This window comes from Sorangium sp. So ce119 (assembly GCF_051524405.1).
Lineage (GTDB): Bacteria > Myxococcota_A > Polyangia > Polyangiales > Polyangiaceae > Sorangium > Sorangium cellulosum_G.
The window spans coordinates 5,240,067-5,263,167 of record NZ_CP150310.1 but is presented as its reverse complement, the minus strand read 5'-3'; the positions used below and the strand labels follow the sequence as shown (position 1 = coordinate 5,263,167).

Sequence of the window (23,101 nt, the reverse complement as noted above, 5' to 3'; positions counted from 1 at the left end):
ATGGCCTCCTCGACGTCTCCGCTGGTCGATCTCGTCGTGCTCGTCGCTCGAGCGCTCGTCGATCACCCGGACCGGGTCGTGGTGCGCGAGGTCGCGGGCGACCGCTTCCCGCGGATCGAGCTGACGGTCGCGCGAGAGGACATCGGCAAGGTGATCGGCAAGGACGGGCGCACCGCGCAGTCGATCAGGACGCTGCTGAGCGCCGCTGCGAGCAAGTCGGGGCGGCGCGCGCACCTCGACATCCTCGACTGAGACGGGCCCGACGTGGAGCGACGTTACGTTCCCGTCGCGGAGGTCGCCCGCCCGCACGGCGTGCAGGGCGAGCTGCGGCTGCGGCTCTACAACGAGGCGTCCGACCTGCTCGTCGCGCGGCTCGCGGTCAAGCTGCGCCTCGCGGACGGGCCCGAGCGGGACGTGAAGATCGTCGCGACGCGGCCCGCCGACAAGGCGCTGCTCGTACGGCTCGCGGGCGTCGACGATCGGGACGCGGCCGAGGCGTTGCGCGGCGCGCAGGTGTGCGTGCCGCGCGACGCGTTCGCGCCGCTCTCCGAGGGCGAGTTCTACGCATGCGATATCGAGGGGGCGCGCGTGATGACGCCCGAGGGCACGGTGCTCGGGCACGTGAAGTCGCTCCAGTCGTACCCGACCTGCGACGTCCTCGTCGTGGAGCGGCGCGGCGCAGACTCGATCGAGATCCCGCTGACCGAGGGCTTCGTCAGCAGCGTGGACGTGGAACAGCACTCGGTCCAGCTCGTCACGCTGGAAGGCCTCGTCTGATCCGCCGTTCGGCGCGAGGCACCCCGCCGCGGCAGGTTCAATGCGCATCGCTGTAGTCACCCTGTTTCCAGAGCTCTTCCAGGGCTTTCTGGCGATCGGCATGGTCGGGCGCGCGCTCGCTTCGGGCGCGGTCACCGTGCAGATGCGCAGCCCACGCGAGTTCGGCCTCGGCCGGCACCGAAGCGTGGACGACACGCCCTATGGCGGTGGCTCGGGCATGGTGATGCGCGTCGACTGCATCGTCCGCTGCATGGAGGCGCTCGACGAGGCTGCCGGCGAGGGCGAGCCGGCGATCGCGCCTCCAGCGGGCGAAGTGGAGGCGCCGCCCGGCCTGGCTCGGCGGGCGCATCGGATCCTGCTCACGCCGCAGGGACAGCCCTTCCGCCAGGAGAAGGCGATCGAGCTCGCGGCGCGCCCCTCCATCGCGCTCGTGTGCGGCCGGTACGAAGGGTTCGACGAGCGGGTCCGCGCCTTCGTCGACGAGGAGATCTCGCTCGGCGACTTCGTGATGACCGGCGGCGAGGTGGCGGCCATGGCGGTGATCGACGCGTGCGTGCGCCTGCTGCCAGGGGTGCTGGGCAACGCGGGATCGGCGGAGCACGAGTCCCACAGCCCCGCGCTGTCCGGGCTCCTGGAGTACCCGCAGTACACGCGCCCCGTGGAGTTCCGCGGGCACAGGGTGCCCGAGGTGCTGCAGCAGGGGAACCACGCCGCGATCGCCCGATGGCGACAGGCGCAGGCAGAGCTGCGCACGGCAGAGCGCCGGCCCGACCTGTGGCGCAAGGCGCGAGGGGGAGACGCTCCGCCGGACGAGCGCGGCGAGGTGCGGCGATGAGGCTCGCGCTCGCGCTCGTTCACTACCCGGTGCTCGATCGCTCCGGCGAGACGGTGACCACGGCGATCACGAACCTCGACCTGCACGACATGGCGCGAAGCGCGCGCACGTACGGGGCCGAGCGGCTCTTCGTCGTGCACCCGGTCGCAGCCCAGCGCGCCCTGGCAGAGCGGATCAGGGAGCACTGGGTCGTCGGATCAGGCAAGCGCCGGATCCCGGATCGCGCCGTCGCGCTGGACGTGCTCAGCGTGGTCTCGAGCCTGGAGGAAGCGTACGGCGCGCTGAGCAGCGCGGGGCGAGAGGGCGTCGAGGTCTGGACGACCGCGGCCGCTTCGCGGGGGCTGCCGGTGACGAGCTATGCGGAGAGCCGCGCGCGCCTCGCGCAGGCGACCCGGCCGGTGCTGATCACGTTCGGCACGGGCTGGGGTCTCGCGCCGGAGCTCATCGCCAACGCCGACGTCAGGATCGAGCCCATCCGCGCGGCCGCGAACACCGGCTACAATCATCTCAGCGTGCGCGCGGCGTGCGCGATCACGCTCGATCGGCTGCTCGGCGAGCAGACCGCCGGGTGAGCCCGCGAGGTCGCCGCGCGTGAAGCCGGCGCCCACGTCCGTACGGCTGCCATCGACGTCATGAACAAGCGCGATGCCCATCGTCCCGCAGGGGAGGCGAGCGCGGAGCGACCGACGGTCGATCGCCTCGTCCGCGAGCAGGCGTTCGCGCTCGGGTTCGACGTCGTCGGGGTCGCGCGCGCGGACGAGCCGATCGGGATCGAGCACGCCCGGTACCTCGAGTTCATCGAGCGCGGCATGCACGGGGAGATGGGCTACCTCGCGGAGTACGCGGAGCAGCGGCGACGGCTGGACACCGGCGCGATCCTCGAGGGCGCGCGCTCGGTCGTGTGCGTCGGCCGCAGGTACGCCCGCCCCAGGGAGAGCGAGGGGCGCGACCCCGCGCTCGCGCAGAGCGTCGCGCGGTACGCGCGGGGGCAGGACTATCACAACCACCTGAAGCGCCGGCTGCGGCGGCTCGCGTCCTTCATCCGGTCGCTCGGGCCGTCGGTCGCCGCGCGGCCGCTCTGCGACGTCGAGCCGGTGATGGAGCGCGTCTGGGCGGCGCGCGCGGGCATCGGCTTCGTCGGCAAGAACGGGCTCCTCATCACGCCGGGGCAGGGGAGCTACCAGCTCCTCGGCGAGGTGGTGACCACGCTGGCGCTCGTCCCCGACGTTCCCATCGCCGAGCGCTGCGGATCGTGCACGCGCTGCCTCGACGCGTGCCCGACGCAGGCGTTCGACGCGCCCTTCGTGCTCGATCCGCGGCGCTGCGTCGCGTACCTGACGATCGAGCAGCGGAGCGCGCCGGCCGAGGGGCTGCGGACCGGCATCGGAGAGCACCTCTTCGGCTGCGATGTCTGCCAGGAGGTCTGCCCGTTCAACAAGACCGCGCCGCCGCCGCTCGAGCGCACCGCGCCGTTCCATCCGCTGGCGCGATGGGAAGCGCGTGACGTCGACGACCTCGCGTCGCTGGGCGAGCAAGAGTTCGACGCGCTGACGGTCGGGACGCCGCTCCGGCGCGCGCGGCGCGGCGGGCTCGCCAGGAACGCGACCATCGTCGCTGCAAACCGGCTCGCGCGCGGCGCAGAAGGCGCGGCCGCGTCCAGCGCGAGGCGCGCGCTCGCCGCGGCGCTCACCCACGAGGATCCCTCGGTGCGCGCCGTCGCTGCGTGGGCGGTGCGCCGCGCCGGGGGCGCCGAGCCGTCGAGCCCGGCCGCGCCCGGATCCGCCGAGCCGCCCGAGGATCCCGGCGCAGGCTGAGGCGCGCAGCGCGCCTACACGGCCCCTCGGGCCGCGGCGCGGCGGTGCTCCGGCGCTCTTCGCGGACGCCTCGCGATCCGCTACGGTGTCCGCCTGCAAGACGCCGCGCGCACGAGCACGAACGTGGATCTCCCTTCCAGGCTCCGAGCGCTCCTCGACGATCTGCGCCACCACGACTCCGTGCTCTGGCGGCGCGCGGTCGACGCTGGGGTGACCTACGGCCCAGACCTCGTCGTCCGCCACAGCCCTGCGCTGTTCGGACTCTTCTTCGGCGCGGTGTTGCCAGAGCAGCGCAAGGCCGTGCTCCGGAACCTGCGGCTGGCGCTCGGCGAGCGGGGGGCGCTCGACGAGTACCGGGACGTCGCCCGGGTGTTCATCAACTTCGCCAACTGCCTCACCGACGCGTTCATCGCGGGTAGCAGCCGGTCCGAGCGGCTCACCGGCCTGTGCGTGAACGACGAGCATTTCACGAACGCGTTCCGGCGCGGCCACGGGGTTATCGTCGTCACGGCGCACACCGGCGGCTGGCAGGCCGCCGCGCCGCTGCTGCGCTCGGTGCATGCCGCCGACGTGCTCGTCGTGATGCAGCGCGAGCGCGACAGCCGTGCGCAGGCCATCCAGGACGGCACGCGCGATCGGGTCGGCGTGCGGATGCAGCACGTGGAGGATGATCCGCTCGCGGTGCTCCCGCTGCTCGCGCACCTGCGTCGAAAGGGCGTCGTGGCCATCCAGATCGACCGGCTGCCGTCCGGGATGCGCGGGCGCGACGTCGAGCTCTTCGGGATGCCCTGGCGCGTGCCGGAGGGGCCGCTCCAGCTCGCCGCTGTGAGCGGCGCGCCCATCGTCCCGGTGTTCACCCGACGGACCGGGTTCATGCAGTACGAGATCTGCATCGCGCCGCCGATCTCGCTGCCCCGCAGGCCAGGACCGTCCGAGCTCGACGTCGCGGCGCGGCAGATCACCGCGGAGATGGAGCGGTTCCTCCGGGAGAACCCGACGCAGTGGTTCCACTTCGAATAATCAAGGATTTTGAGCCTCGCGCGAGAAATCGCGCCGCCGTCGGCCATGCGCTGCATCGGCGCGCAAGGTGGGTTAAGAGTCCGCGCTGATGGCCCGCCTCCTCGTCGGACTGCCCTCGTTCAAGGGGGATATCCAGAAGTACAAAGATCGCTTCGATCTGGTCGAGCTCCGCCCGGTCGACTCGTCGCTGCCCCGCGTGACGACGCTGCGCAAATGGCGCAAGGCGGTCCCGCCGGGCTTCGTCTTCAGCGTCGTGCTGCCGCGCGTGGTCGGCGAGCTCGCGTCCGGGAGCGAGCTCGACGAGGCGCTCTCGACCTCGCTCGAGGTGGCGGCCGTGCTGGAGGCGCGGTGCATCGTGCTCCAGACGCCGGCGTCGCTCCGACCGACGGCGAGCAACCGCAAGAAGCTCGCCGCGCTGTTCGAGCGCCTGCCCGCGGAAGGGGTCGTGCGCTGCTGGGAGCCCTCCGGGATCTGGGAGCGCGACGACATCGTCGCGACCGCGCGCGCCGCGAAGGTCATCCCGGTGCTCGACGTCGCACGGGACGCCCCCCCGCCCGGGCCGATCGTCTACACCCGGCTGCGCGCGCTCGGAAAATCCTCGTCGCTCGGAGCGGCCGCGCTCGAGCGCGTCGCCGACCGCCTGCGCGGGCGGCGCGAGGTGTTCCTGGTCGTCGAGGGAGACCGCGCGGTCCAGATCAAGTCGCAGCTCGCGGCGTCGCTCGCGCGCAAGCCCGATCGCTCAACGGCTTCGGCTGTGGTAAGGCCGACCATGCCCATGCCGAACACCCTCGTCGCCGAGGACGAGGAGCAGTGATCCGCGGCGCCGCGGCCACGGCGAGCGACGCCTCTGCGGCCTCGGCCGCTCGGGCCGCGCTCGAGTCGTCCGGCAGCGCGATCGACGCGATCGTCGCCGGCTTCTTCGCCGCCGCAGGCGCGCAGCCCGACGTGCTGCTGGCGCCCGCGGTGGCGCTCGCGGCCGGCGTCGGCGTCGGCGCGCGGGCGTTCGATGGACGGGCGATCCAGCCCGGCCGCGGCGCGCCGCGGCCGCGCGGGTTCGTCGACGGGCAGAGCGTTCCGGAGGCCGCGCGCGTCGCGGTCCCGCGATCGCTCGGCATGCTGGTCCTGCTGCACGGCTACCTCGGGCGCGCGCGGCTCCGCGAGCTGGTGCGCGCCGGCGTGGCCGCGGCCGAGCGCGCGGGCGCGAGCGGGCGCGCGGCGCTGCTCCGCGAGGTCGGCTCGCTCGGCGCCGTGGCGCTCCGGGCGCGCGACGTGGAGCGGGCGCTGCTCGCCGTGGGCGGGCCGGTCGCCGGCGGGACGCTGACCGCCGAGGACATCGCCGAGGCCGTCCCGGCCGAGGTCGAAGCCGCGTCGACGCCGATCGCGGAGGGGGCCACAGCGCTCCAGGCGCCGTGGCCGGTCGCGGAGCAGGCGCGGCCCGCGGACGCCATCGTCGCCTGCGACGGCTGGGGCACGGTCGCGGCGCTTGCCTACGCACGCACCGACGACGGGATCGCCGTGCCCGAGCTCGAGATCGCGCTCGGCCGCGATGCCGTCCCGGTGCGCCGCGGCATCACGCGCCTCGCGCCGGGCACGCCGCTCCCAGCGGCGGCGCCGATCGCGATTCTCCAGCGCAGCACCCTCGCGGCGGCCGTCGCGCTGACCGGCAAGCCCAGCCTCGACGTGAACGCCCTCGGCGCGCTCCTTCATGGCACCGCGCTCGAGGCCGCCCTTCACGACGTCCGCACGCAGTTGAGCGCCGAGGGCGCCCTCGCCGTACTGCGCGACGACCGCGACGCGCGCGCGGTCCACCTGGCGCCCGGCTTCATGGCGGGACCTGGGACGCGTCCAGCAGGCGATTGAGACGAAGCTGGCGCGGACTGGCCGACGCTGTGCGCGTCAGCGCGTCCATCGAGCGGCTCGGCCGACGCCACGCTGGCTCTGGCCGAGAGGGAGCCAGCCGCCGCCCTGCGGGCGGCTGGCCGACGCCACGCTGGCTGGCCGAGCCGGAGCTAGCCGCCGCCCTGCGGGCGGCTGGCCGACGCCCCTGCCGTCGAGGGCTCCGGGGAACCGTTGGGGCGCGCAGCGAGCCGCCGCGACCGCGGACGTTCGCGGTGAAGCATCGGCCGACGCTTCGCAGCCGCACAGAGTGCCTGCCGCAGGATGCTGGGGCTACGTGTGGAGCGGGGCGGGGCCCCGGGAGGAATCAGAAGGAGAGCGCTGCGCGCATGCAGCCGCGAAGCGGCTGCATGACGCTGCCTGTCGCGCCGGCGCAGCGCCTAGAGCGCGACGCCGTGGCGCTTCGCGTACGCGACGACGCCGATCTTGTCGATCGTGCGGATGTCGCGCGTCGTGAGGTTGAGCTTCACGAAGCGGTTGAGCTCGGGGACCCAGACGCGCCGGGTCTGGATGTTGACGAGCTGCCAGCGCTTCGTCTTGATGTTGGAGTGGGAGACATTCTGCGCCAGAAGCTTCCGCTTCCCAGTGATGTCGCTCTTCGCCATGACGTCCTCGGTTGGAAGGAGCACCGCCCTCGGTGCCCCGACCTGTATCGATAAAACTGGCCGGGCACACGCCCTGCGCGGGGGAGCAGGGGGGCTCGGGAGCGCGGGAAAGTGAAGGAAGCCGGGGGACATGTCAAGCGTCCACCCGCGCTCGTCGCGCATCTTTAACGTTTGCGCCGTTCGCGCCGTTCGCGCAGCACGGCGCAGCCCCCGGAGCGCGCCCAGCTTCTTTTGCGTGCTTCTGACGCAGGAGCCTAGGTCAACCACTCGCCGCCGGAGGGCGGACGCCGGTCGGGGCCATCCTTGTCGCTCGGGCGCGAGTGCAGGTCGATGCGCCGAGCGTCGGCGGCCAGACGCCAGGCCAGGATCTGGAACAGGCCCAGGCTCGTGAGGGCGGACGTGGCGGCGAACGCCACGCCCGCGGAGAGCACACCGACGAGCTCGCCCGGGGAGAAGGCGCCGAGCTGCGCGAGCCTGCCGACGACAAGGTCAGCCGTGAAGGCGAGCACCACCGCGACGGCAAGGAACGTCCCGGCGCCCGTCGTCTCGGACCCCATGAAGCCGGTGAGGCTGGACAGCACCGCCAGGATCACCATCACGGCGCCGAGCTGGCCCAGGTGCGGATCGACAAGGGCGAGCTGCGCGACGGCCTGTCCGAAAGACGGGAGCGCGACGAGGAAAGCGGCCACGAGCAGCCAGCGCGCGCCGCTGTACGCCCGGTAGCGCGACCGGAAGACGAGCGCCGCCGGGAGCGCTATCGCCGCCACCGCCCGGGCGGCTCCCCAGCCGAACGCCGTCCCGGAGCTCTGCAGGCCGATGACGGTCGCGATCGCCCCCAGCACCACCATGGCCACGGCGCGCTGCCGGTAGCTCACCGACGTGAGCGCGGTGAACAGCGCGACGATCCCGAGCACGAACGCGGGCGGCCCGGCGACCACGCCCTCCGGACGGAGCCCCGCGAGCGACAGGCCCCCGAGGAGGAGAAACCCCACGCCCACGGCGGCGCACCAGATCCGCGCCGCGTCCTGCGCCGGACGCATCGGCGCGAGGTCCTCCATGAGCGCCTCGGACGCGAGCAGCGGCTTGGTGACGCGCTCGCGCGCGCTCGGGGGCGCCTCCTCGATCGTGATGACCGGGCTCGCCCCGAGCTGCCGCTCGGCCGGCGCCGCGCTGTTCGACGCCGCAGCGGGCGTCTCCTCCGCGGGGCGGATGGCCGGGGCGTCGTCGGCTGTGGCGCCCTCCGGCGGGGCTGGTGCTGCCTTTTCCCGTTCGGCGGTCGCGCGACGGCTTGCTGGGGGGCGGTCGCGATTCGCCTCTCCGCAAGGCTTTTCCATCGATGGGGCTGGATCAGATCTCACGGGCGTCGAGGGGGTTGCGGCGAAGCTGACCGAGCAGCTCGGCCGAGGTGAGCCGCGCGACCAGGGTGCGCCCGAAGTCTCGCACGGTAGTGAATCCTTGCCCATCCATCGCGAGGGATTGCTCGTCCATGTACAGCCGGCGTGCAATCTCGATCTGCACGGCGTGGACGGCACGGTGCGGCTGGCCGTAGTGCCCTGTGCTGAAACCTCCTTTGTAGGGGTCGTCGTGGCGCACGGAGAAGCCGCAGGCGCGCGCGTGCTGGTCGACCACGTCGATCACCGGGCTGGCGGCGGTCGTCCGCCCGCGCGTCCCGGGGACGATGTCGGCGCGGCCGACGGCGCCCTCCGCGCCGCGGCGGCTCTGGCTCGGCATCGAGTGCGCGCACAGGAGGATCGCGAAGCCGAAGCGCTCGCGCTTGCGGGCAAGGATGGCGCTCAGGCTGCGGTGGTAGGGGCGATAGAACCGGTCGAGCCGGCGCTCCACCTCGCGCCGCGGGAGGCGCGAGGTGAGGATGGGCTCGCCGTCCGTGGTCACACGCCAGATGAGCCCCCTCGGGTAGGGCGCCCGGCCGCCCCCCTCGACCGCGTCGCCGTCGCAGTCGGCCTCGCTCCGGTTGAGATCGACGACCAGGCGGCTCATCCGGGAGAACAGGAGCGTCGCGCCCTCGGCCGGCGCGTCCTGGAAGAGCGCGTCGACGTAGAGATCGGCGTCGCGCCCGATGCTGCGCGCAGGGGCGATGGTCCACGACAGCGACTCGGGATCCATGTGGACGCCCGCGTGCGGTACCTCGACGAGGACCGGGCTTTCCGCTCCGCGGGGCTCGACGACCTCGAAGGGTGACAGCACGGCGACACTGTGACGCATTCCGCGCCCGGCTGGAACCGGGACGGGCGCGGATCAGGCTGGAACGCAGGAAGAGCTACGGCCGTCCGGGGTGCACCTGCCCCGCTTTCTGGCGCACTTTGCCGCTTTCGCAGTAGCGTTGGGCGTGGACCTCGCGACCTGGGTGGACGCGTACCTCGATCACCTGCGCGTCGAGCGGGCTCTGGCGCCCCTGACGCTCGAGGCGTACGGCCACGACCTCGCCAAGCTCGTCGCGCACGCGGAGGCGGCCGGGATCACGACCGTCGAGGGGCTCGACCAGGCGCTGATCGGCACCTACCTGGTCGCGCTCGGCCAGGCGGGCATCAGCGCGAGCTCGGCCGCTCGCCACCTCTCCGCGGTCCGCGGGTTCATCCGCTTCCTGCTGCGCGAGCGCCGGATCGAGCGGGATCCGTGCGCGCTCGTCGAGCGACCCCGGGTCGGGCGGCGGCTGCCCAAGGTGCTCTCGTTCGACGAGATCGCGCTCCTCATCGAGGCGCCCGAGCAGGGGACCTTCAGGGGCCTGCGCGATCGCGCGATGCTCCACGTGATGTACGCGGCCGGCCTGCGCGTGAGCGAGGTGGTGCGCCTCAAGCTCGCGGACATCGAGCGGCGCAAGGGGATCGTGATGGCGCTCGGCAAGGGCGGGAAGCGACGGCTCGTGCCGCTCGGGGAGCCGGCGCTCGCCGCGATCGACGCCTACCTGGAGGCGCGCGCCGCGCACCCGCGCAGCGCGTCGACGCAGGTGCTGTTCCTCTCGCCGCGCGGCGGGGCGCTCACCCGGCAGGCGGTGTGGAAGCTCCTCGGGGGATACGCCCGCGCCGTCGGCATCGACAAGCCGAGCTCGCCGCACAAGCTCCGCCACTCGTTCGCGACACACCTGCTCGAGGGGGGCGCCGATCTCCGGAGCGTCCAGGCGCTCCTCGGTCACGCGAACGTCGTGACGACCGAGATCTACACGCACCTCGCCGACGACCACGTGCGCGCCGCGTACAGGCGGGCGCACCCGCGCGCGTGAGCGTACGTCCCGTGGCTAGTTGCAGCGCTTGAGGAATTTTCCGCAGGGCTTCTTCGTGGCCTGCCCCGCCGGCTTGGCGGGCGCCGGGGGGATCTCGGTCAGCTGAAACTCCTGCACGAGCGGCGTGCCGGCCTTGGCGACGACCTTCAGGCTCCGCGGGAAATAACCGGCGCGCTTCACGGCGATCTGGTGCACCCCCGGCGTGAGCTCGAGGTCGACCTCCGGGGCCTGCGTCGCCTTGCCGTCGACCGTGATCTCCTCGCAGGTGACGGGCTTGCACGAGATCTTCACCGGCACCAGCGCGCTGGCCGCAGCGCCGGCGTCGGTCGGGGCGCCTGCGTCTACAGGGGGCTGGGCGGTCGCGGCGCCGGCGTCGGGCGCCGGCGCGGTGGCGGCGGGCTCGGGCGGCGGGGGCACGGCCGACGGCAAGGGCGGCACGACGGAGGCCGACGTCGAGGCGCTGGGGCTCGGCTGCGCCTGGTCCTTGCGGTCCAGGACGTACCACGCGGCGGCCGTGCCCCCGACGAGCAGCACCGCGGCGATGCCGACCGCCAGGGACGCCGCCTTGCCCCAGGGCGACCGCGGCGAGGGGCTGACCGCGGTCAGCGCGGTGCCGGCGGTCCGAGCGGGCGCTGCGGGGCTCTCGGGCGGAGGCGAAGGCGCCTCCGTGAGGGTCACGTCGGGGAGCGTCGGCTGCGGTGATAGCGACGGCTGCAGCGCGGGTCCGAAGGGCGGCGACGGCGCATGCGGCGGCGACGCCGCAGGGGAGAACGGCGCGAACGGCGACGGCGCGAGCTGCGTGGCGTCGCCCAGCGGCAGCGGCGCGGGCGCGGCCGCCGCGGGGACGGCGTGAGGCGGCGGCGCAGGGACGACCGCCTCGCTCGCCGATGGGGACAGGGCGAGCGTGGAGCCCACCTCGATGGCGGCCGCCGAGAAGCCGCTGAGCATGGCGGCGAGCTCGCTCGCGGAGCGGAAGCGCTCGCGGGGATCGTGCGCGAGCGCGCGCGCGAAGGCGGCGTCGAGCGCCGGGCTCAGAGGGACGCCGAGCTCCGCGGCGCGCGCGGAGGCGGCGAGGCGCGGCCCCATGAGCTCGCGCTGCCAGCCGGGCACGTCGACCTGACCCTGGCAGGACCGCCAGTACGAGCGACCGGTGAGCGCGAAGAAGGCGACGAGCGCCGCGGAGAAGATGTCGGCCGCGGCGCCCGCAGGGACCCCCGGCTGCACCTGCTCGGGCGCGAGCCACGGCGCGGACTGGACGTAGCCTTCCGGCGTCGGCAGCAGGCTCCGCGCGACCGACGGCCCGAAATCGGTGACCTTCACGTTGCCCGGAGCGCCCGGATCGATGAACAGGTTCGTCGGCTTGAGGCCGTGATGCGGGACCTCGCGCGCGTGCGCCGCGTCGAGCACCGCCGCGAGCGAGCGGAGCATCGACCCGACCTCCTCGAAGCCCAGCGGACGGCGCCGCGCGATCTCGGCGAGCGACGGGACATGGATCATGTCCGTCACCGTGAAGGGCGCGGCCGTCCCCTGGTCGTAGCCAGCCTCGAGGACGTGCGCGGCGAACTCCTGCGGCAGCCTGTTCGTCTCGGCCACGTACCGCTGCAGGTGCTGCATCGCGTCCGGGCGCTGACCGATCACCGGCGAGTACAGCTTGAGGGCGACGTCGCGCGCCTGCGCCGTCGCTGCGCGGAAGGTGGCCGTCGCACCCCCGTAGCCGAGCAGCGCGCGGACAGAGAACCTCCCCGCGATGACGCTGCCCGGCGCGACGTTCGGTGCCGTCACGAGATCACTCCCCCGCGACCGAGATCGACTCGATCGATTGCAGGATGGTCGCGTCGGCGCCGGAGCTGTCGTCGTCCGGCACGAAGCCGAGCCCGAGGAGGATCTCGCCCTCCTTGCCGGTGTCGGCGAAGATCAGCAGCGGTCCCTTCTTGGACCCGCGCGCGGCGCCCTCGCTCTGCCAGAGGCCGATCTTCCTCCCGGCGATGTCCTTGGTCTCGAGGGGCTTCTTCCAGTTCACCTTCTTCTTGGGCAGCGTCACGTTGATCTCGCGCGCCAGCGCGTCGAGCGCGGCGTCGCGCTTCTCCGCCGCCTGCTTGCCCTCGCCCACGTCGACCTGCGCCGTCGCGAGGGCCGGGCCCTCGGCCGCGGCCTGCGCGATCGTCGCGCTCTCTGCCTGGGCGTAGGTCCAGCCCTTCACGGGCGTGAGGACGAAGGAGCTCCGGGCGATCTTGGCCCGGGTCGACTCCTCGGCCTGGCACGCCTCGTCGAGCGCCTTGCAAGGCTTCGGCGCGGGCGGGGGCGGAGGTTCGGGCGCCGCGGTCACGGGGGGCTCGGGCGCTGCGGGTTGGGGTGGAGGCGGCGAGCTGCACGCCGCGGCGAGCGCCGCCGCAGCGCTCAGCGCCAGGGTGGGCCATCGTCGAAAGAACATTGCGCCCGAGCGTTGCAGGACCGGGCCCGGTACGGCAAGTAAAGAGCGATCCGGGGGACCGCTTGCGCCGGGGGACGCGGCAGGCGCCGCATGGAAGGCCGAGCGCGCCGGGGGGGAATGCGCCGGCGCGCTGGCGAGGTGCAGGGGCTACTTGACGAGGGCGCTGACGTCCTGCTCGACCTGCTCGGCGAGGCCCGGGGGCACCTTGCCGTGGAGGCGGGTGCGCTCCGTGACCAGGAAGTAGTCAGGCTTGCCGCTCGCCCCGGGAGGCCCCTTCACGAGCTCGAGGAAGCCGATGTCGCCCGAGGGGCCGGTGTACTCGACCCGCACCACGACCTGCGTCTGCTCCGGGGCCGCGGCCACGTACTCCGTGGGACGCAGGCGGTCGAGCTTGCTGATCCAGTTGCCGACGGTCTCGTCCTTCTGATCGGGGCTCGCCGGATCGGCCCAGAACTTCTTGCCCTCGTCGCCGCTGCGCACGAGCTCGCGGCGCTTGTCGCCGGCGATGACGCGCGCCCGGGTGAGATCGACGTCCTTCCACTCGTGCAGATCCCGCTCCATGAGCCGCGACTCGGCGGTGTCGAGGTCGCGGTAGATGTCGCCCTTGATGGCGTACACCTCGCCCGTGGCCTCGTCGCGCGCGTAGCGGTCGGCGCCGCCCGGCGTCATGCCGCCGATGACGAGCTTCTTCTCGGCGCCGCGCAGCTTGACGGTCAGCGTGCCCTCCGGCTCGGCGAGCCCGAACTCGCTGGCGCGGTCGTCCGCGACGCGGCCGACGGCGCGCAGCGCCTTGAGCGGGGCCAGCACCTCGGCGAGCTTGTTGCCGGCGCCCACCGAGACGAACGTCGACGTCTTGACCTTCGGCTCGGTATCCGCGGGCTCATCGTCGTGCGCGTCGTCGCCGTGAGGGTCGTGCGGGTTCTCCTTCTTCTCGGGCGGGGGCGTCGTGCGCTCCATCGTGCCGACGAAGTAACGGCCCTCCTTGTCCTTCTTCGCCTCGAGGGCGACCTTCCTCGATTTGCCCTCGAAGGCGATGTGCTCGACGTCCTCGGCGCGGCCGGTCCAGACGGTCACGTCCATGGTCGAGAGCGCGGCCGCCGTCTTGTCGCGCGTCCAGACGAGGACGGCGAACACGGCCGCGACCCCGAGAAGGCCGAGGTGCACGAAAAAGCTGCGATCCAACCTCATGCGCGCCTCCCGCTCGCGCGCCGCCCGCGGCGCGTGATGAAGAGCCCGAGACCCAGCACCATGGCCGGCGCCACGAGGATCGTGGCCCAGAACCAGACCTGGTCCTTCTCCTTCGTGTGCTCGATCCGGACGTCCTCGTTCGTGGTGATCTCTCCGGCGAAGCTCTCCTCGCCGCCGAGCCACCGGAACGCGTCGAGCGCGAGCACGATGTTGGGTTCGTTCCTGAACGTCGCGTCGGTGAGCGCGTCGGCGTCCGCGAGCACGAACGCGCGCAGCTCCTGCTTCTCCTTGCCGTCACCGCCGGGCGCGATCTCCTTGGAGACCGCGGCGGCGAGGTTGTAGGCGTTGCGCTGCTCGCTCCCCTGGTCGAACTTGAAGTCGCCGTTCGTGTCGGCGAACGTCTCGCCCAGCGTGCGGACGACGAAGTCGGCCTTCACGTCGACGCCCTCGACCTTGTCGAGCGACGACGCGCCCGGGAAGATCGTCGGCGCCTGCTGCGCGTGGCGGCTCAGGGTCGAGACCGAGGCGTGCGAGGAGTACCGCGTCGTGACCAGCATCCCCTGGTCCGACTCGTTGAAGCGCCGCCGCACGTAGACCCGATCGTTCGCGAGGGTCACGGGCTTCCACGTGAGGCCCACGACGCGGGCGAGCGGATCCAGATCGACCTTGGCCTCCGGATCGAGCGCGAGCAGGAGGTGCCCGCCGCCGTCGGCGTACCGCTGGAGCGCCGCGACCTCCTCCGGCAGGAACTCCTTCTGCGGGCCGAGCACGATGACGACGCCCGCGTCCTTCGGGATCTCGCTGCCGAGCCCCTGGGCGAGGCCGAGGTCCTTGATGACGTAGTTCTGGGACTCGAGCAGCTTGCGGAGGTTCTTCGTCGTCCGCCCCTCGGCCGAGCTGGCCGTCTCGTTCAGCTCGCCGTGGCCGACCGTCATGTACGCGATGCGCTGCGCGCGGATGACCTTGAGCAGGACCTTCTGGAAGTCGGCGTCGAGGCTCTTCAGCTTCGCGCCCGCCGTCTTCATGTCGGCGCCGACGATGAGCACCTCGCGCGAGGTGTCGCGCGTGAGCACGATGACGCCGTCCTGCGTGACCTTGGCCTCCTTGGCGAGCGCGGGGACGAGCAGGCGGTCCTGCATCTCCACCGTGATCTGCGGAGACGCCGCCTTCACCTCGCGGAGGTAGCCCTCCACCTCGGCGCCGACGTCGTTGAGCTGCGGGAAGAACGCCGTGATCTTGAGGGGCTCGGTCAGGCTCTCGGCGACGCGCTTCGTGGACTCGCCCGGACGGGCGGTGCGGTAGTACGAGAAGTCCGCCTTGAGATCGAGCTGGCCGGCGGCGTACACGAACAGCGCGGAGTACACCGCCGCGAACGCGAGCGTCACGCCCGAGAGCGTCGCCGCGCGGACGCGCCGGACCTCGATGCGCTCGGCGCGCCGCATCGGCGCGAGCGCCGCCTCGCCGAAGAACAGCGGCACCGTCGCGATGACGAGCAGCGCGATCCAGCCGACCGTGGTCGCCGCGTCGATGCGCGCGCGCAGCTCGGGCGCGGCGCGGGACACGCCGAGCATGGCCCGGCCCGCGTCGGTCGTCGTGAAGTAGGCCGCCACCGCGACGACGCCGAGCGCCGACAGGATCGCGAGCGCGCGCTCGACCGCGCGGCGCTCGCCCGTCTCGCGGACGGCGGTCGCGAAGCGCAGCGCGGTGACGAGGACCAGGGTCAAGAACCCGAGCCCCGACAGCGCGTAGCGGAGCCCCTCGATCGTGGGGACCACGCGCTCGCCCAGGAAGATGGCGAGGAGGGCGCCCGCGTACGCCGGCACCATCCACGCCCCGGGGCGGATCGCGGGCCCGCCGCGCGGCGCAGGCGCCGGCCGCTCGGCCGGGGGTTCCTGCGGCGCCGCGCCGGGCGTAGCGCCCTCCGCGCGCTGCGCGGCGGCCGCTTCCTTGCCGCTCACATCGGCCTCGTCGGCCTGAGCTCTCTGGTCCTTCACCGCCACCTCCGTGCCCTCAGGGTGTGGGTCGCGGCGAGCAGGAAGAAGTACGCGACCGCGACGTAATACAGGACGTTCTCCAGCCGGAGCACGCCGTTCAGGAACGGCTTCTGGTTGTTCGGGTAGAGGTTCAGCGCGCTCACGAAGTCGTTGAGCGGCGGCTCCGTCACGCGGGCGACGAGGAACAGGAAGCCGAGCGTCCCGATGATCGCTGCGCCGAGGATGACCGCGATGACCTGGGTCGCCGCCAGCGTCGAGGCGAAGAGCCCGATCGCGAGCGACGCGGCGCCGAGCAGCAGCACCCCGGAGTAGCCGACCAGGATGTGCCCGACGGACACCTTGCCGTTCACGAAGATGAGCGCCGGCATGTAGATCGTGACCGCCGTCATCAGGGTGACCAGCGCGAGCGCGGCGAGGAACTTGCCGACGATGATCTCGCCGTCGCGCACGGGCGCCGTCTTGAGCAGGATGAGCGTGCCGCCCTCGCGCTCGCCGGCGATGAGCCGCATCGAGAGGATGAGCGCCGCGACCATCGTGATGAACGCCGTGCCGTCGAAGAACTTGAGCAGCACCTCCGCCGAGAGCCGCGCGCCCGAGCCGAGCGCCGCGACCTGGAAGTAGATGCCGTCGATGAGCAACGCCGCGGCGGCGACGACGTACCCGAGCGGTGACCTCAGGTACGCGGACAGCTCCCGCCGCGCGACGAGCAATGTCCCTCTCATGCTTCGCCTTCGCCTTCCTCCGCCTGCTCCTCCGCAGGGGTCTTCGTCGCCTCGCCGCCGGACCTCGCCTTCGCGGCCGCGGCGGCCCTGTCCTTCGTCGCCGGCGTCGCGCGCGTGGCGAGCCGCAAGAACACCGACTCGAGCTCGCGCTCGCTCCGCTTCACCTCGAGGATGCCGATCCCCGCCTGCACGAGCTCGGCGCAGAGCGCCGCCCGCACGTCGCGGTCGGCCTCGACCGCGAAGCTCACGACGTCGCTGCCCGGCTCGGCCGTGGCGAGCTGCTCGACCGACGTGACCCCCTCGACCTCGCGCGCGATCTCGAGCGCCCGCGCCGCCTCGCCGCGCGTGACGCGGTAGCCGGCGCCCTCGGCCGCGGGGCCGCGCACCGTGAGCTCGACCCGGACGCCGTGGAGGAGCTTCGCCGAGAGCTCCTGCTCGGTGCCCTGCGCGCCGATCTCGCCGTCCCGGATCACGAGGATGCGGTCGCACGTCTCGCTGATCTCGGAGAGGATGTGGCTGGAGAGCAGGATGGTGTGCTCGCCGCGCAGGCTCCGGAGCAGCGCGCGCATCTCGACGATCTGCACCGGGTCGAGGCCGCTGATCGGCTCGTCGAGGACGAGCAGCCGCGGCTTGTGCACGATCGCCTGGGCGATGCCGACGCGCTGCTTGTAGCCGTGCGACAGCGCGCTGATCGGGTCGGACGCGACGTCGTCGAGCTGCGTCACCGCGAGCGCCTCGGCCACGCGCTTGTCGGCGGCGCCGGCGTCGACGCCGCGCAGGCGCGCGGCGAAGTGGAGAAAGGCGCGCACGCTCATCTCCTCGTAGAGCGGCGGCCTGTCCGGGAGGTACCCGATGCGCGACCGCACCTCGTGCGGGTGGTCGACGACATCCAGCCCGTCCACGAGGACCCGCCCCGCGGATGGGAGCAGGTCGCAGGCGAGGATCCGGAGCGTCGTCGTCTTGCCCGCGCCGTTCAGGCCGAGCAGGCCGACGATCTCCCCCGCCTCGATCGAGAACGACAGGGGCCCGATGGCCTTCCGGTCACCGTAATATTTATAAAGGTCGCTGATTTCGATCACGGCCGTGCACCCCTCCGCGAAGGGAAGAAGGTCTCGCGCCGGCGAAGCGGATGCCGCGCAGCGCGGCGGTCCAGGCGCCAGCGGCCCCTTACAACAGCGGGGGGCGGAAATCATTCCCGACCGGGCGCGCGCCGGGCCGCCCTGCGGAGGGCGACCACCGCCTCCGGACGTGGACGACCGGGACACGCGGTCGGTGCGGTGAGCGTAGCGACCGGGACGTGATGGATGTCAGCGTCGGGCGTGAGCGGGCGGGGGAGGGGAGGCGATCCGGGGGGGACGCTCGCCCCGCCGTCAGCAATGCTCGGCGATGATCGCCCAGCAGGCGTCCGCGAACTCCCTGTAGGTCGAGCGGTCGAGCGTCGTCTGCGTCGCCGGCATCACGTCCTGGTGCTCCGCGAGCATCGGGCGCAGCGCGCCCTCGATGTCCGCGCTCGTCTCGATCCACAGGAACTCCTCGATGCCGTCGGTGATCTGGCCCCGGATGAGCTTCGGCACCTCGCTGAGCCGGACCTTCTTCGGGCTCCGCCGGGCGATCGACGACGCGATCTGCTCGGCGTGCGCGGGCCACCGCTTGAGCGCCCGGTGGAACGTCGAGCCGACGAGCCGCAGGATCTGCTGCGCGAGCTTCGCGACCCGCGGGCGCTGCACCCGCTCCTCGTTCTCCGCGACCATCGCGAGGTAGTCGTCGGTCATGAGCCTGCGGAGGTCGCTCGTCAGGATCTGCTGCGACTCCGGCGTCATCCGCAGCTCCGCGATGTGCGCGAGGAAGATGTCCCGGAGCATGGTGAGCCGCGCCGTGACCGAGCCGGTCGGGGTCGTGTCGAGGATCTCGGCGAGCGGGTCGATCAGGCGGCGCCCGAACGTGGTGAGGATGTGATCGAGGATGCGCTTCTGATGCTGCTCGTGGCCGAGCACGTACAGCGCGCGCGCGATGTGCGCCTTGCTCGGCGCGTCCACGAGGATCTCGAGGGGCTGGTCCTGCTGCTTCCCCTCGTACATCCGCAGCGACGCGAACATCTCGCGGAAGGCGTCAGCCGCGGCCGGGCCCTCGCCCGACTCCCCGTAGACCCGGATGACGAGCCCCGAGTCGGGGCCGGCGTCGAACAGCCGGCGGAGCTCTTCCCGGATGTCCTCGTCGGTGACGAGCGGCGCCGGGGGGAGCGACTTCCCGCGTGGATCCATGGATCTCCAGCCTACGGCAAAGTGCGGCCTACCTGAACCTCTGCGCCCGAGATTGCGCGAGCATGGTGAGCCTTCGGGGGCCAGTGAGGATGCGCCTGCGGCGATGTCGTACCCAGGCGGGACGAGCCGCCAGGCTGCCGCGGACCGGTGTCGGCCTGGGCTGCGGGTCATCGTCCTCTCCGCCGCGCGCGCGTCTCGTCGTCCTCGCCGTGAGGCGCCGCACTGACCTTGTGGTGCGCTCGCTTCGCCGGGTACCATCGGCCGGTCGGTCCCGTCGCGTTCCGTGCGCGAGGAGCGGGCATGGGAGCATGTATGGACGGTGCGAACCCGGCTCATCGGCTGAAGGGAAACGGCGCGGTCGGCGCGACGATCGCGCGCGGCGAGGCCCGCGCGGAGGTGCACGTCGCCTCCGGGGACGCGCTCGATGTGCGTCGGTTCACGGCCTCGGACCGCATGTCGGCGCTCTTCGAGGTGCGCATCGTCGCCGTCTCGGACAACCCGGACATCGATTTCGAGGCCGTCATCGGTCGGCCGATGAGCTTCGCCGCGCACCTGGAACAGGTCCGCGCGTGGTCGGGCATCTGCAGCCAGCTCCGGCAGATCGCGGTCGAGGAGCGCCACCTCTCCACCTACGAGCTCACGCTCGTGCCCGCGCTGTGGCTCGCCACGCAGCGGCGCAACCACCGCGTCTTCCAGCACCTGTCGGACGTCGACATCGCGCTGAAGATCCTGGAGGAGTGGGGGATCTCCCCGGCGCTGCGCCTCGCGGGGAGCTACAGGAAGCGCAAGTACCGCGTGCAGTACGGAGAGAGCGACTACACGTTCCTCTGCCGCATGCTCGAGGACGCGGGGGTGAGCTTCTATTTCGAGAGCGGCGGCGAGAGCCGGCTCGTCCTCGACGACGGGCCTCACGGCAACCCCCGTCGTCGCCCGATCGCGTTCCGCGACCACCCGACCGACGCCGACCTGGAGCACGTCACCGAGGTCCGCGTCGGCCGCCGGCTGCGCCCGGGGAAGTACACGGTCCGCGACCACGACACCCGGAGGCCTGCGTCGTACGAGCTCATGGCGAGCGCCTCCGGCCCGGGCGGCGTCGAGGAGCGGCTCGAGCGCTTCCACTACGTGCCCGGGGCGTTCCTGTACGAGAGCGACAAGGGCGAGAGCACGCCGGTCGCCGACGACAAGGGCAAGTACCGCGCGGACGAGTCCGAGGGGGCGGCGCTCGCGCAGCGGCGGCTCGACGCGAAGCGCGCGTCGGCCCGCGAGGTCACGTTCGAGAGCAACACGATCGATCTCGCGCCGGGCACCGTCCTCTCGTTCCTCGACCACCCGAAGGCGGAGCTCGGCCCGGACAGGGCGCTGCTCGTCCTCGAGTCGACGCTCACGGGCGAGGTGCCGGGCGGCTTCCGGCACGCGTGCAGGGGCGTGACTGCCGACGTCCCGTACCGGCCGCCGCTCCGCACGCCCAGGCCGCGCGTCCAGGGGGTCGAGTGCGCCACCGTGGTCGGCGCGCCCGGCGAGGAGATCCACGTCGACGAGTTCGGCCGCGTGCGCGTCCAGTTCCACTGGGATCGCCAGGGCCGCATGAACGACGGGTCGTCGTGCTGGATCCACGTGAGCCAGCCCTGGGGCGGCGCCGGCTTCGGCGGCACCAACCTGCCGCGCGTCGGGCAGGAGGTGATCGTCGACTTCCTCGGCGCCGATCCCGACCGCCCGATCATCACGGGCCGGGTGTACACGAACCTCCAGAAGACGCCGTACAAGCTCCCCGAGAACAAGACGCAGAGCGGCTGGAAGAGCAGCTCGTCGCCCGAGACAGGCGGCTACAACGAGCTCATGTTCGAGGACGCGGCGGGCAAGGAGCTCGTCCGGGTGCAGGCCGAGCGCGACCTGAACAAGACCGTCAAGCACGACGAGGCAGTGACCGTCGGCAACGATCGCGTGAGCGCGATCGGAAACAACGAGGATCAGACCGTCGGCAACGACTTCACGAAGCTGGTGATGAACAACGCGCGCGAGGTGGTCGGGATGAACCGATCGCGCGCGGTGGGCAACAACGAGACGGTGGAGATCGGCAGCGTGCAGGCGACCCGGGTCGGGGACAGGGTCGAGATCGTCTGCGGCAAGTCGAGCATCGTGCTCGAGAAGTCGGGCAAGATCGTGATCTCGGGGACCGACATCACGATCCACTCGAGCGGCCACACGCAGGTGTACGGCGACCCGATCGACCTCAACTAGCCTTCACGAGGTCACGAGGCCTCCGCCGCCTTGCGCATCGCCGCGCGCACCTCCTGGGCCGCCGCGGGATCCTTCACGCTCCTCTCCAGCCACACGCGCCGGAGCCGGAGCAGCGCGCCGTCCGGCAGGCCGAGCTCCGCGAGCGCCTGCGCGTCGTTCCCGCGCTCGGCCGCGATCACGAGCCGCGCGTACTCGCGCGCCGTGATCGTGCCTCGCTCGGCCTCCAGCGCCGCGATGTACGCGGCGTCGTACGACGAGAGCAGCCGCCGCTTGCCGCGCCCGACGTCGGCGCGGATCGCGTCGAGCCAGTGCGCGTGCAGCGCCTCCCACGCCTCCGGCGAGAGCGCCTCCGCCGCGAGGATCTCGTCCAGCGCCAAAGGGCGCCTCGCGAGCCGCGCCGCGATCGCCGCGCAGCGCTCGAGGGGGTACGCACCGACGGGCAGGAGCGGCTCGGACGGCTCCTCGACCGGACGCGGCTCGGGGACAGCCGCGGGATGGGGGTCGCGGGCAGCGGCGTCGGGCGCGAGCGCCGCCGGTCGGACGAGCTCCACGACGCCCATCGGCGCGAGCGGCGCTGGCTGCGCTGGCTGCGCTGGCAGCGCTAGCAGCGCTAGCAGCGCTGGCGGCGCCGCCAGGGCCTGCGGCGCCGGCGGTGTGGGCGGCTCCTCCTCTTCCGGCTCGTGCTCGTGCGGCGCGAGCGATCGAGCGTGCGCGTGTTCCGGCGGGAGCGCGTGAAACGGGAGCGCGGGCCCCGGGAGCACCACCGCGGGCACGAGGGTCTGCGAGGCGTCCTCCTCGACCGGGGACGCCGGCGGGAAGCGCGGGTCGACCGCGTCCGGCGTCGCCGCCGTGGGAGGCTCCGGGGCGAGCTGCGCGGCGGCCTGCAGGAACGGGAGCACCGCGGAAGGCCTCGACGAGAGAGGGGCCATCACCGTGCCCGTGAGGCTCGGCGCGAGCTCCCCCTCGGTGACGAGCACGACGCCGTCGCGCGGCGGGCGATCGAGCATGAGCTGCCCGCGCCAGACGAGCGCCGCGACGCCGTGATCGGCGTCGATGACGAGCGTGTCGCACCGGAGGAGCACGCGCTGCTCGACGCCGTCCGTCATCGCGATCGCGTGCGGCGCCGGCGCGCGCAGGGACGTCGTGAGCCGCGGGAAGCGCGGGTGCAGGTGCTCGAGCACGAGCGGCTCCGTGCCCGTGAGGTCGTTCGTCACCTGATCGAGCGGCGCGACGTTGAAGTACCCGGTGTCGATGCCCTCGGGCAGCGGCTGCTCGGTCCAGCGCGCGTGATCCCAGGCCGCCGCGTGCCGGCGCAGGCGCTGCGCGCGGTCCGGCCACTCCGGCCGGAGCGGGCCGAAGCCGGCGGGCCAGAGGTGGCCGTGCCTCATCGCGGTCGACGAGGCCACCGGCAAGAGGTTCGGCGCGCGCGCTCGCCCCCATCGATCGGGGAGCGCGCCGTTGCCGGTCGGCACGCCGATCGGGTTCGACGTGTGGAGGCCTCCGGCGGCGCGCTCCCAGCGGAGCGGCATGCGCGCGAAGGGCGCGGGCTCGCCGAGCGATCCATCCCGCTCGAAGAACGAGTCGCCGCGGACCAGGACCGCCTTGTCGATGTCGCCCACGGCGAGCCGCGCGATGAGCGATCGGACCGGGATGCCGTCGGGCGCGTGCGCGTGGCCGACGACGATCACCTCACCCCACCGCTTGAACGGCGCGACAGGGCCCCACGGCTCGACGAGCCGCCGCTCGTCCCCCTCGTCCTCCAGCGCCGCCACGGGGACGCTCGTCACCGGCGACTCGAACGGCGCGAGCTCGAACAGCGCGTGGCACGCGATGGTGAGCACCCACGCGTCGGGGGTGGGCCGCCATTCCAGCGAGCTGGCGCGTATCTGGCCTTGGCAGACGACGTGCATTGCCGTGACGGACGTGACCGAGCTGCTCGACGCGGCGCAGACGTGCGCCCGGTCGACGTGCATCTCGGCGACGCGACTCAGGATATCCGAGCCGGGAGGGCCGCGTCCGGGTGAACCTACGCCGTCACGCCGCGGCCACGCGCGGGATGCTCCTCCGCCGCGCTGCATCGCG

At 72.8% G+C, this 23,101-nt stretch carries 21 protein-coding genes; 10 read left to right on the top strand and 11 right to left on the bottom strand.

Going from position 1 to position 23,101, the window contains the following annotated elements; all coding sequences use genetic code 11:
- The 8 genes from WME76_RS19735 (at position 1) to WME76_RS19700 (ending at position 6,306) form a co-directional block, all read left to right on the top strand.
- A complete protein-coding gene (locus WME76_RS19735) occupies positions 1-252 on the top strand; it encodes a KH domain-containing protein (protein ID WP_437961625.1) in 252 nt (83 codons plus the stop codon).
- A gap of 12 nt (positions 253-264) precedes the next feature.
- Positions 265-777 carry a ribosome maturation factor RimM gene (gene rimM, locus WME76_RS19730; protein ID WP_437961624.1) on the top strand — a complete coding sequence of 171 codons (513 nt, stop codon included), beginning with the start codon at positions 265-267 and terminating at the stop codon, positions 775-777.
- Positions 778-817: 40 nt separating this feature from the next.
- Positions 818-1,612, top strand: a complete 795-nt coding sequence (trmD, locus tag WME76_RS19725) for a tRNA (guanosine(37)-N1)-methyltransferase TrmD (protein WP_437961623.1) — start codon at positions 818-820, stop codon at positions 1,610-1,612.
- The gene (locus WME76_RS19720; protein WP_437961622.1) at positions 1,609-2,184 is read left to right on the top strand and encodes an RNA methyltransferase; all 576 of its coding nucleotides are present in this window, start codon (positions 1,609-1,611) and stop codon (positions 2,182-2,184) included. Before trmD ends, WME76_RS19720 begins: the two co-directional genes overlap by 4 nt.
- Before the next feature lie 60 nt (positions 2,185-2,244).
- Positions 2,245-3,426, top strand: a complete 1,182-nt coding sequence (queG, locus tag WME76_RS19715) for a tRNA epoxyqueuosine(34) reductase QueG (RefSeq protein ID WP_437961621.1) — start codon at positions 2,245-2,247, stop codon at positions 3,424-3,426.
- A 123-nt stretch (positions 3,427-3,549) separates the two neighbouring features.
- The gene (locus WME76_RS19710; protein WP_437961620.1) at positions 3,550-4,446 is read left to right on the top strand and encodes a lysophospholipid acyltransferase family protein; all 897 of its coding nucleotides are present in this window, start codon (positions 3,550-3,552) and stop codon (positions 4,444-4,446) included.
- An 88-nt stretch (positions 4,447-4,534) separates the two neighbouring features.
- Positions 4,535-5,260 (top strand): DUF72 domain-containing protein, encoded by a 726-nt coding sequence (locus tag WME76_RS19705; RefSeq protein ID WP_437961619.1) that lies wholly within the window; start codon positions 4,535-4,537, stop codon positions 5,258-5,260.
- The gene (locus WME76_RS19700; protein ID WP_437292254.1) at positions 5,257-6,306 is read left to right on the top strand and encodes a hypothetical protein; all 1,050 of its coding nucleotides are present in this window, start codon (positions 5,257-5,259) and stop codon (positions 6,304-6,306) included. The genes WME76_RS19705 and WME76_RS19700 overlap by 4 nt, the downstream gene beginning before the upstream one ends.
- A gap of 416 nt (positions 6,307-6,722) precedes the next feature.
- On the opposite strand, the gene rpmB is transcribed toward WME76_RS19700, so the two are convergent.
- The 3 genes from rpmB to WME76_RS19685 all read right to left on the bottom strand — a co-directional run bounded on the left by rpmB (position 6,723) and on the right by WME76_RS19685 (position 9,152).
- Positions 6,723-6,947 (bottom strand): 50S ribosomal protein L28, encoded by a 225-nt coding sequence (rpmB, locus tag WME76_RS19695; protein WP_061608570.1) that lies wholly within the window; start codon positions 6,945-6,947, stop codon positions 6,723-6,725.
- 254 nt (positions 6,948-7,201) lie between these two features.
- The gene (locus tag WME76_RS19690; protein WP_437961618.1) at positions 7,202-8,281 is read right to left on the bottom strand and encodes a hypothetical protein; all 1,080 of its coding nucleotides are present in this window, start codon (positions 8,279-8,281) and stop codon (positions 7,202-7,204) included.
- Between the two features lie 13 nt (positions 8,282-8,294).
- Positions 8,295-9,152 carry an N-formylglutamate amidohydrolase gene (locus tag WME76_RS19685; RefSeq protein ID WP_437961617.1) on the bottom strand — a complete coding sequence of 286 codons (858 nt, stop codon included), beginning with the start codon at positions 9,150-9,152 and terminating at the stop codon, positions 8,295-8,297.
- A 142-nt stretch (positions 9,153-9,294) separates the two neighbouring features.
- Between WME76_RS19685 and xerD the strand changes: the two genes are divergently transcribed.
- Complete coding sequence (gene xerD, locus WME76_RS19680; protein ID WP_433937688.1) at positions 9,295-10,185, top strand: site-specific tyrosine recombinase XerD; 891 nt, start codon at positions 9,295-9,297, stop codon at positions 10,183-10,185.
- Positions 10,186-10,200: 15 nt separating this feature from the next.
- Here the strand turns inward: xerD and WME76_RS19675 are convergent, their stop codons facing one another.
- From WME76_RS19675 to WME76_RS19645, 7 genes are all read right to left on the bottom strand, one after another.
- The gene (locus tag WME76_RS19675) at positions 10,201-11,967 is read right to left on the bottom strand and encodes a serine/threonine protein kinase (protein WP_437961616.1); all 1,767 of its coding nucleotides are present in this window, start codon (positions 11,965-11,967) and stop codon (positions 10,201-10,203) included.
- Between the two features lie 4 nt (positions 11,968-11,971).
- Entirely contained in the window at positions 11,972-12,616 is a 645-nt protein-coding gene (locus tag WME76_RS19670; protein ID WP_433937686.1) for a hypothetical protein, read from the bottom strand.
- Between the two features lie 147 nt (positions 12,617-12,763).
- A complete protein-coding gene (locus WME76_RS19665) occupies positions 12,764-13,804 on the bottom strand; it encodes a DUF4340 domain-containing protein (protein WP_437961615.1) in 1,041 nt (346 codons plus the stop codon).
- Complete coding sequence (locus WME76_RS19660) at positions 13,801-15,798, bottom strand: Gldg family protein (RefSeq protein ID WP_437961614.1); 1,998 nt, start codon at positions 15,796-15,798, stop codon at positions 13,801-13,803. The genes WME76_RS19665 and WME76_RS19660 overlap by 4 nt, the downstream gene beginning before the upstream one ends.
- Positions 15,795-16,520 carry an ABC transporter permease gene (locus WME76_RS19655; protein WP_061616889.1) on the bottom strand — a complete coding sequence of 242 codons (726 nt, stop codon included), beginning with the start codon at positions 16,518-16,520 and terminating at the stop codon, positions 15,795-15,797. Before WME76_RS19655 ends, WME76_RS19660 begins: the two co-directional genes overlap by 4 nt.
- Positions 16,517-17,599: an ABC transporter ATP-binding protein gene (locus tag WME76_RS19650; protein WP_437961613.1), complete on the bottom strand. Its 1,083-nt coding sequence runs from the start codon at positions 17,597-17,599 to the stop codon at positions 16,517-16,519. Before WME76_RS19650 ends, WME76_RS19655 begins: the two co-directional genes overlap by 4 nt.
- A gap of 291 nt (positions 17,600-17,890) precedes the next feature.
- Complete coding sequence (locus WME76_RS19645; RefSeq protein ID WP_437961612.1) at positions 17,891-18,781, bottom strand: hypothetical protein; 891 nt, start codon at positions 18,779-18,781, stop codon at positions 17,891-17,893.
- Between the two features lie 312 nt (positions 18,782-19,093).
- On the opposite strand from WME76_RS19645, the gene WME76_RS19640 reads away from it, so the two are divergent.
- Positions 19,094-21,019: a type VI secretion system Vgr family protein gene (locus WME76_RS19640; RefSeq protein WP_437961611.1), complete on the top strand. Its 1,926-nt coding sequence runs from the start codon at positions 19,094-19,096 to the stop codon at positions 21,017-21,019.
- Positions 21,020-21,030: 11 nt separating this feature from the next.
- Here WME76_RS19640 and WME76_RS19635 read toward each other — a convergent pair whose 3' ends face one another.
- Positions 21,031-22,992 carry a DUF2169 family type VI secretion system accessory protein gene (locus WME76_RS19635; RefSeq protein ID WP_437961610.1) on the bottom strand — a complete coding sequence of 654 codons (1,962 nt, stop codon included), beginning with the start codon at positions 22,990-22,992 and terminating at the stop codon, positions 21,031-21,033.
- Positions 22,993-23,101: the final 109 nt, after the last annotated feature.

Excerpts from the sequence above, each read along its gene's own strand:
- WME76_RS19705 (WP_437961619.1), top strand. The coding sequence starts at position 4,535 with ATGGCCCGCCTCCTCGTCGGACTGCCCTCGTTCAAGGGGGATATCCAG.
- WME76_RS19720 (WP_437961622.1), top strand. The coding sequence starts at position 1,609 with ATGAGGCTCGCGCTCGCGCTCGTTCACTACCCGGTGCTCGATCGCTCC.
- WME76_RS19670 (WP_433937686.1), bottom strand. The coding sequence starts at position 12,616 with ATGTTCTTTCGACGATGGCCCACCCTGGCGCTGAGCGCTGCGGCGGCG.
- WME76_RS19635 (WP_437961610.1), bottom strand. The coding sequence starts at position 22,992 with ATGCACGTCGACCGGGCGCACGTCTGCGCCGCGTCGAGCAGCTCGGTC.
- WME76_RS19640 (WP_437961611.1), top strand. The coding sequence starts at position 19,094 with ATGGACGGTGCGAACCCGGCTCATCGGCTGAAGGGAAACGGCGCGGTC.
- WME76_RS19645 (WP_437961612.1), bottom strand. The coding sequence starts at position 18,781 with ATGGATCCACGCGGGAAGTCGCTCCCCCCGGCGCCGCTCGTCACCGAC.
- WME76_RS19665 (WP_437961615.1), bottom strand. The coding sequence starts at position 13,804 with ATGAGGTTGGATCGCAGCTTTTTCGTGCACCTCGGCCTTCTCGGGGTC.
- WME76_RS19735 (WP_437961625.1), top strand. The coding sequence starts at position 1 with ATGGCCTCCTCGACGTCTCCGCTGGTCGATCTCGTCGTGCTCGTCGCT.
- WME76_RS19655 (WP_061616889.1), bottom strand. The coding sequence starts at position 16,520 with ATGAGAGGGACATTGCTCGTCGCGCGGCGGGAGCTGTCCGCGTACCTG.
- queG (WP_437961621.1), top strand. The coding sequence starts at position 2,245 with ATGAACAAGCGCGATGCCCATCGTCCCGCAGGGGAGGCGAGCGCGGAG.
- rpmB (WP_061608570.1), bottom strand. The coding sequence starts at position 6,947 with ATGGCGAAGAGCGACATCACTGGGAAGCGGAAGCTTCTGGCGCAGAAT.
- trmD (WP_437961623.1), top strand. The coding sequence starts at position 818 with ATGCGCATCGCTGTAGTCACCCTGTTTCCAGAGCTCTTCCAGGGCTTT.
- WME76_RS19690 (WP_437961618.1), bottom strand. The coding sequence starts at position 8,281 with ATGGAAAAGCCTTGCGGAGAGGCGAATCGCGACCGCCCCCCAGCAAGC.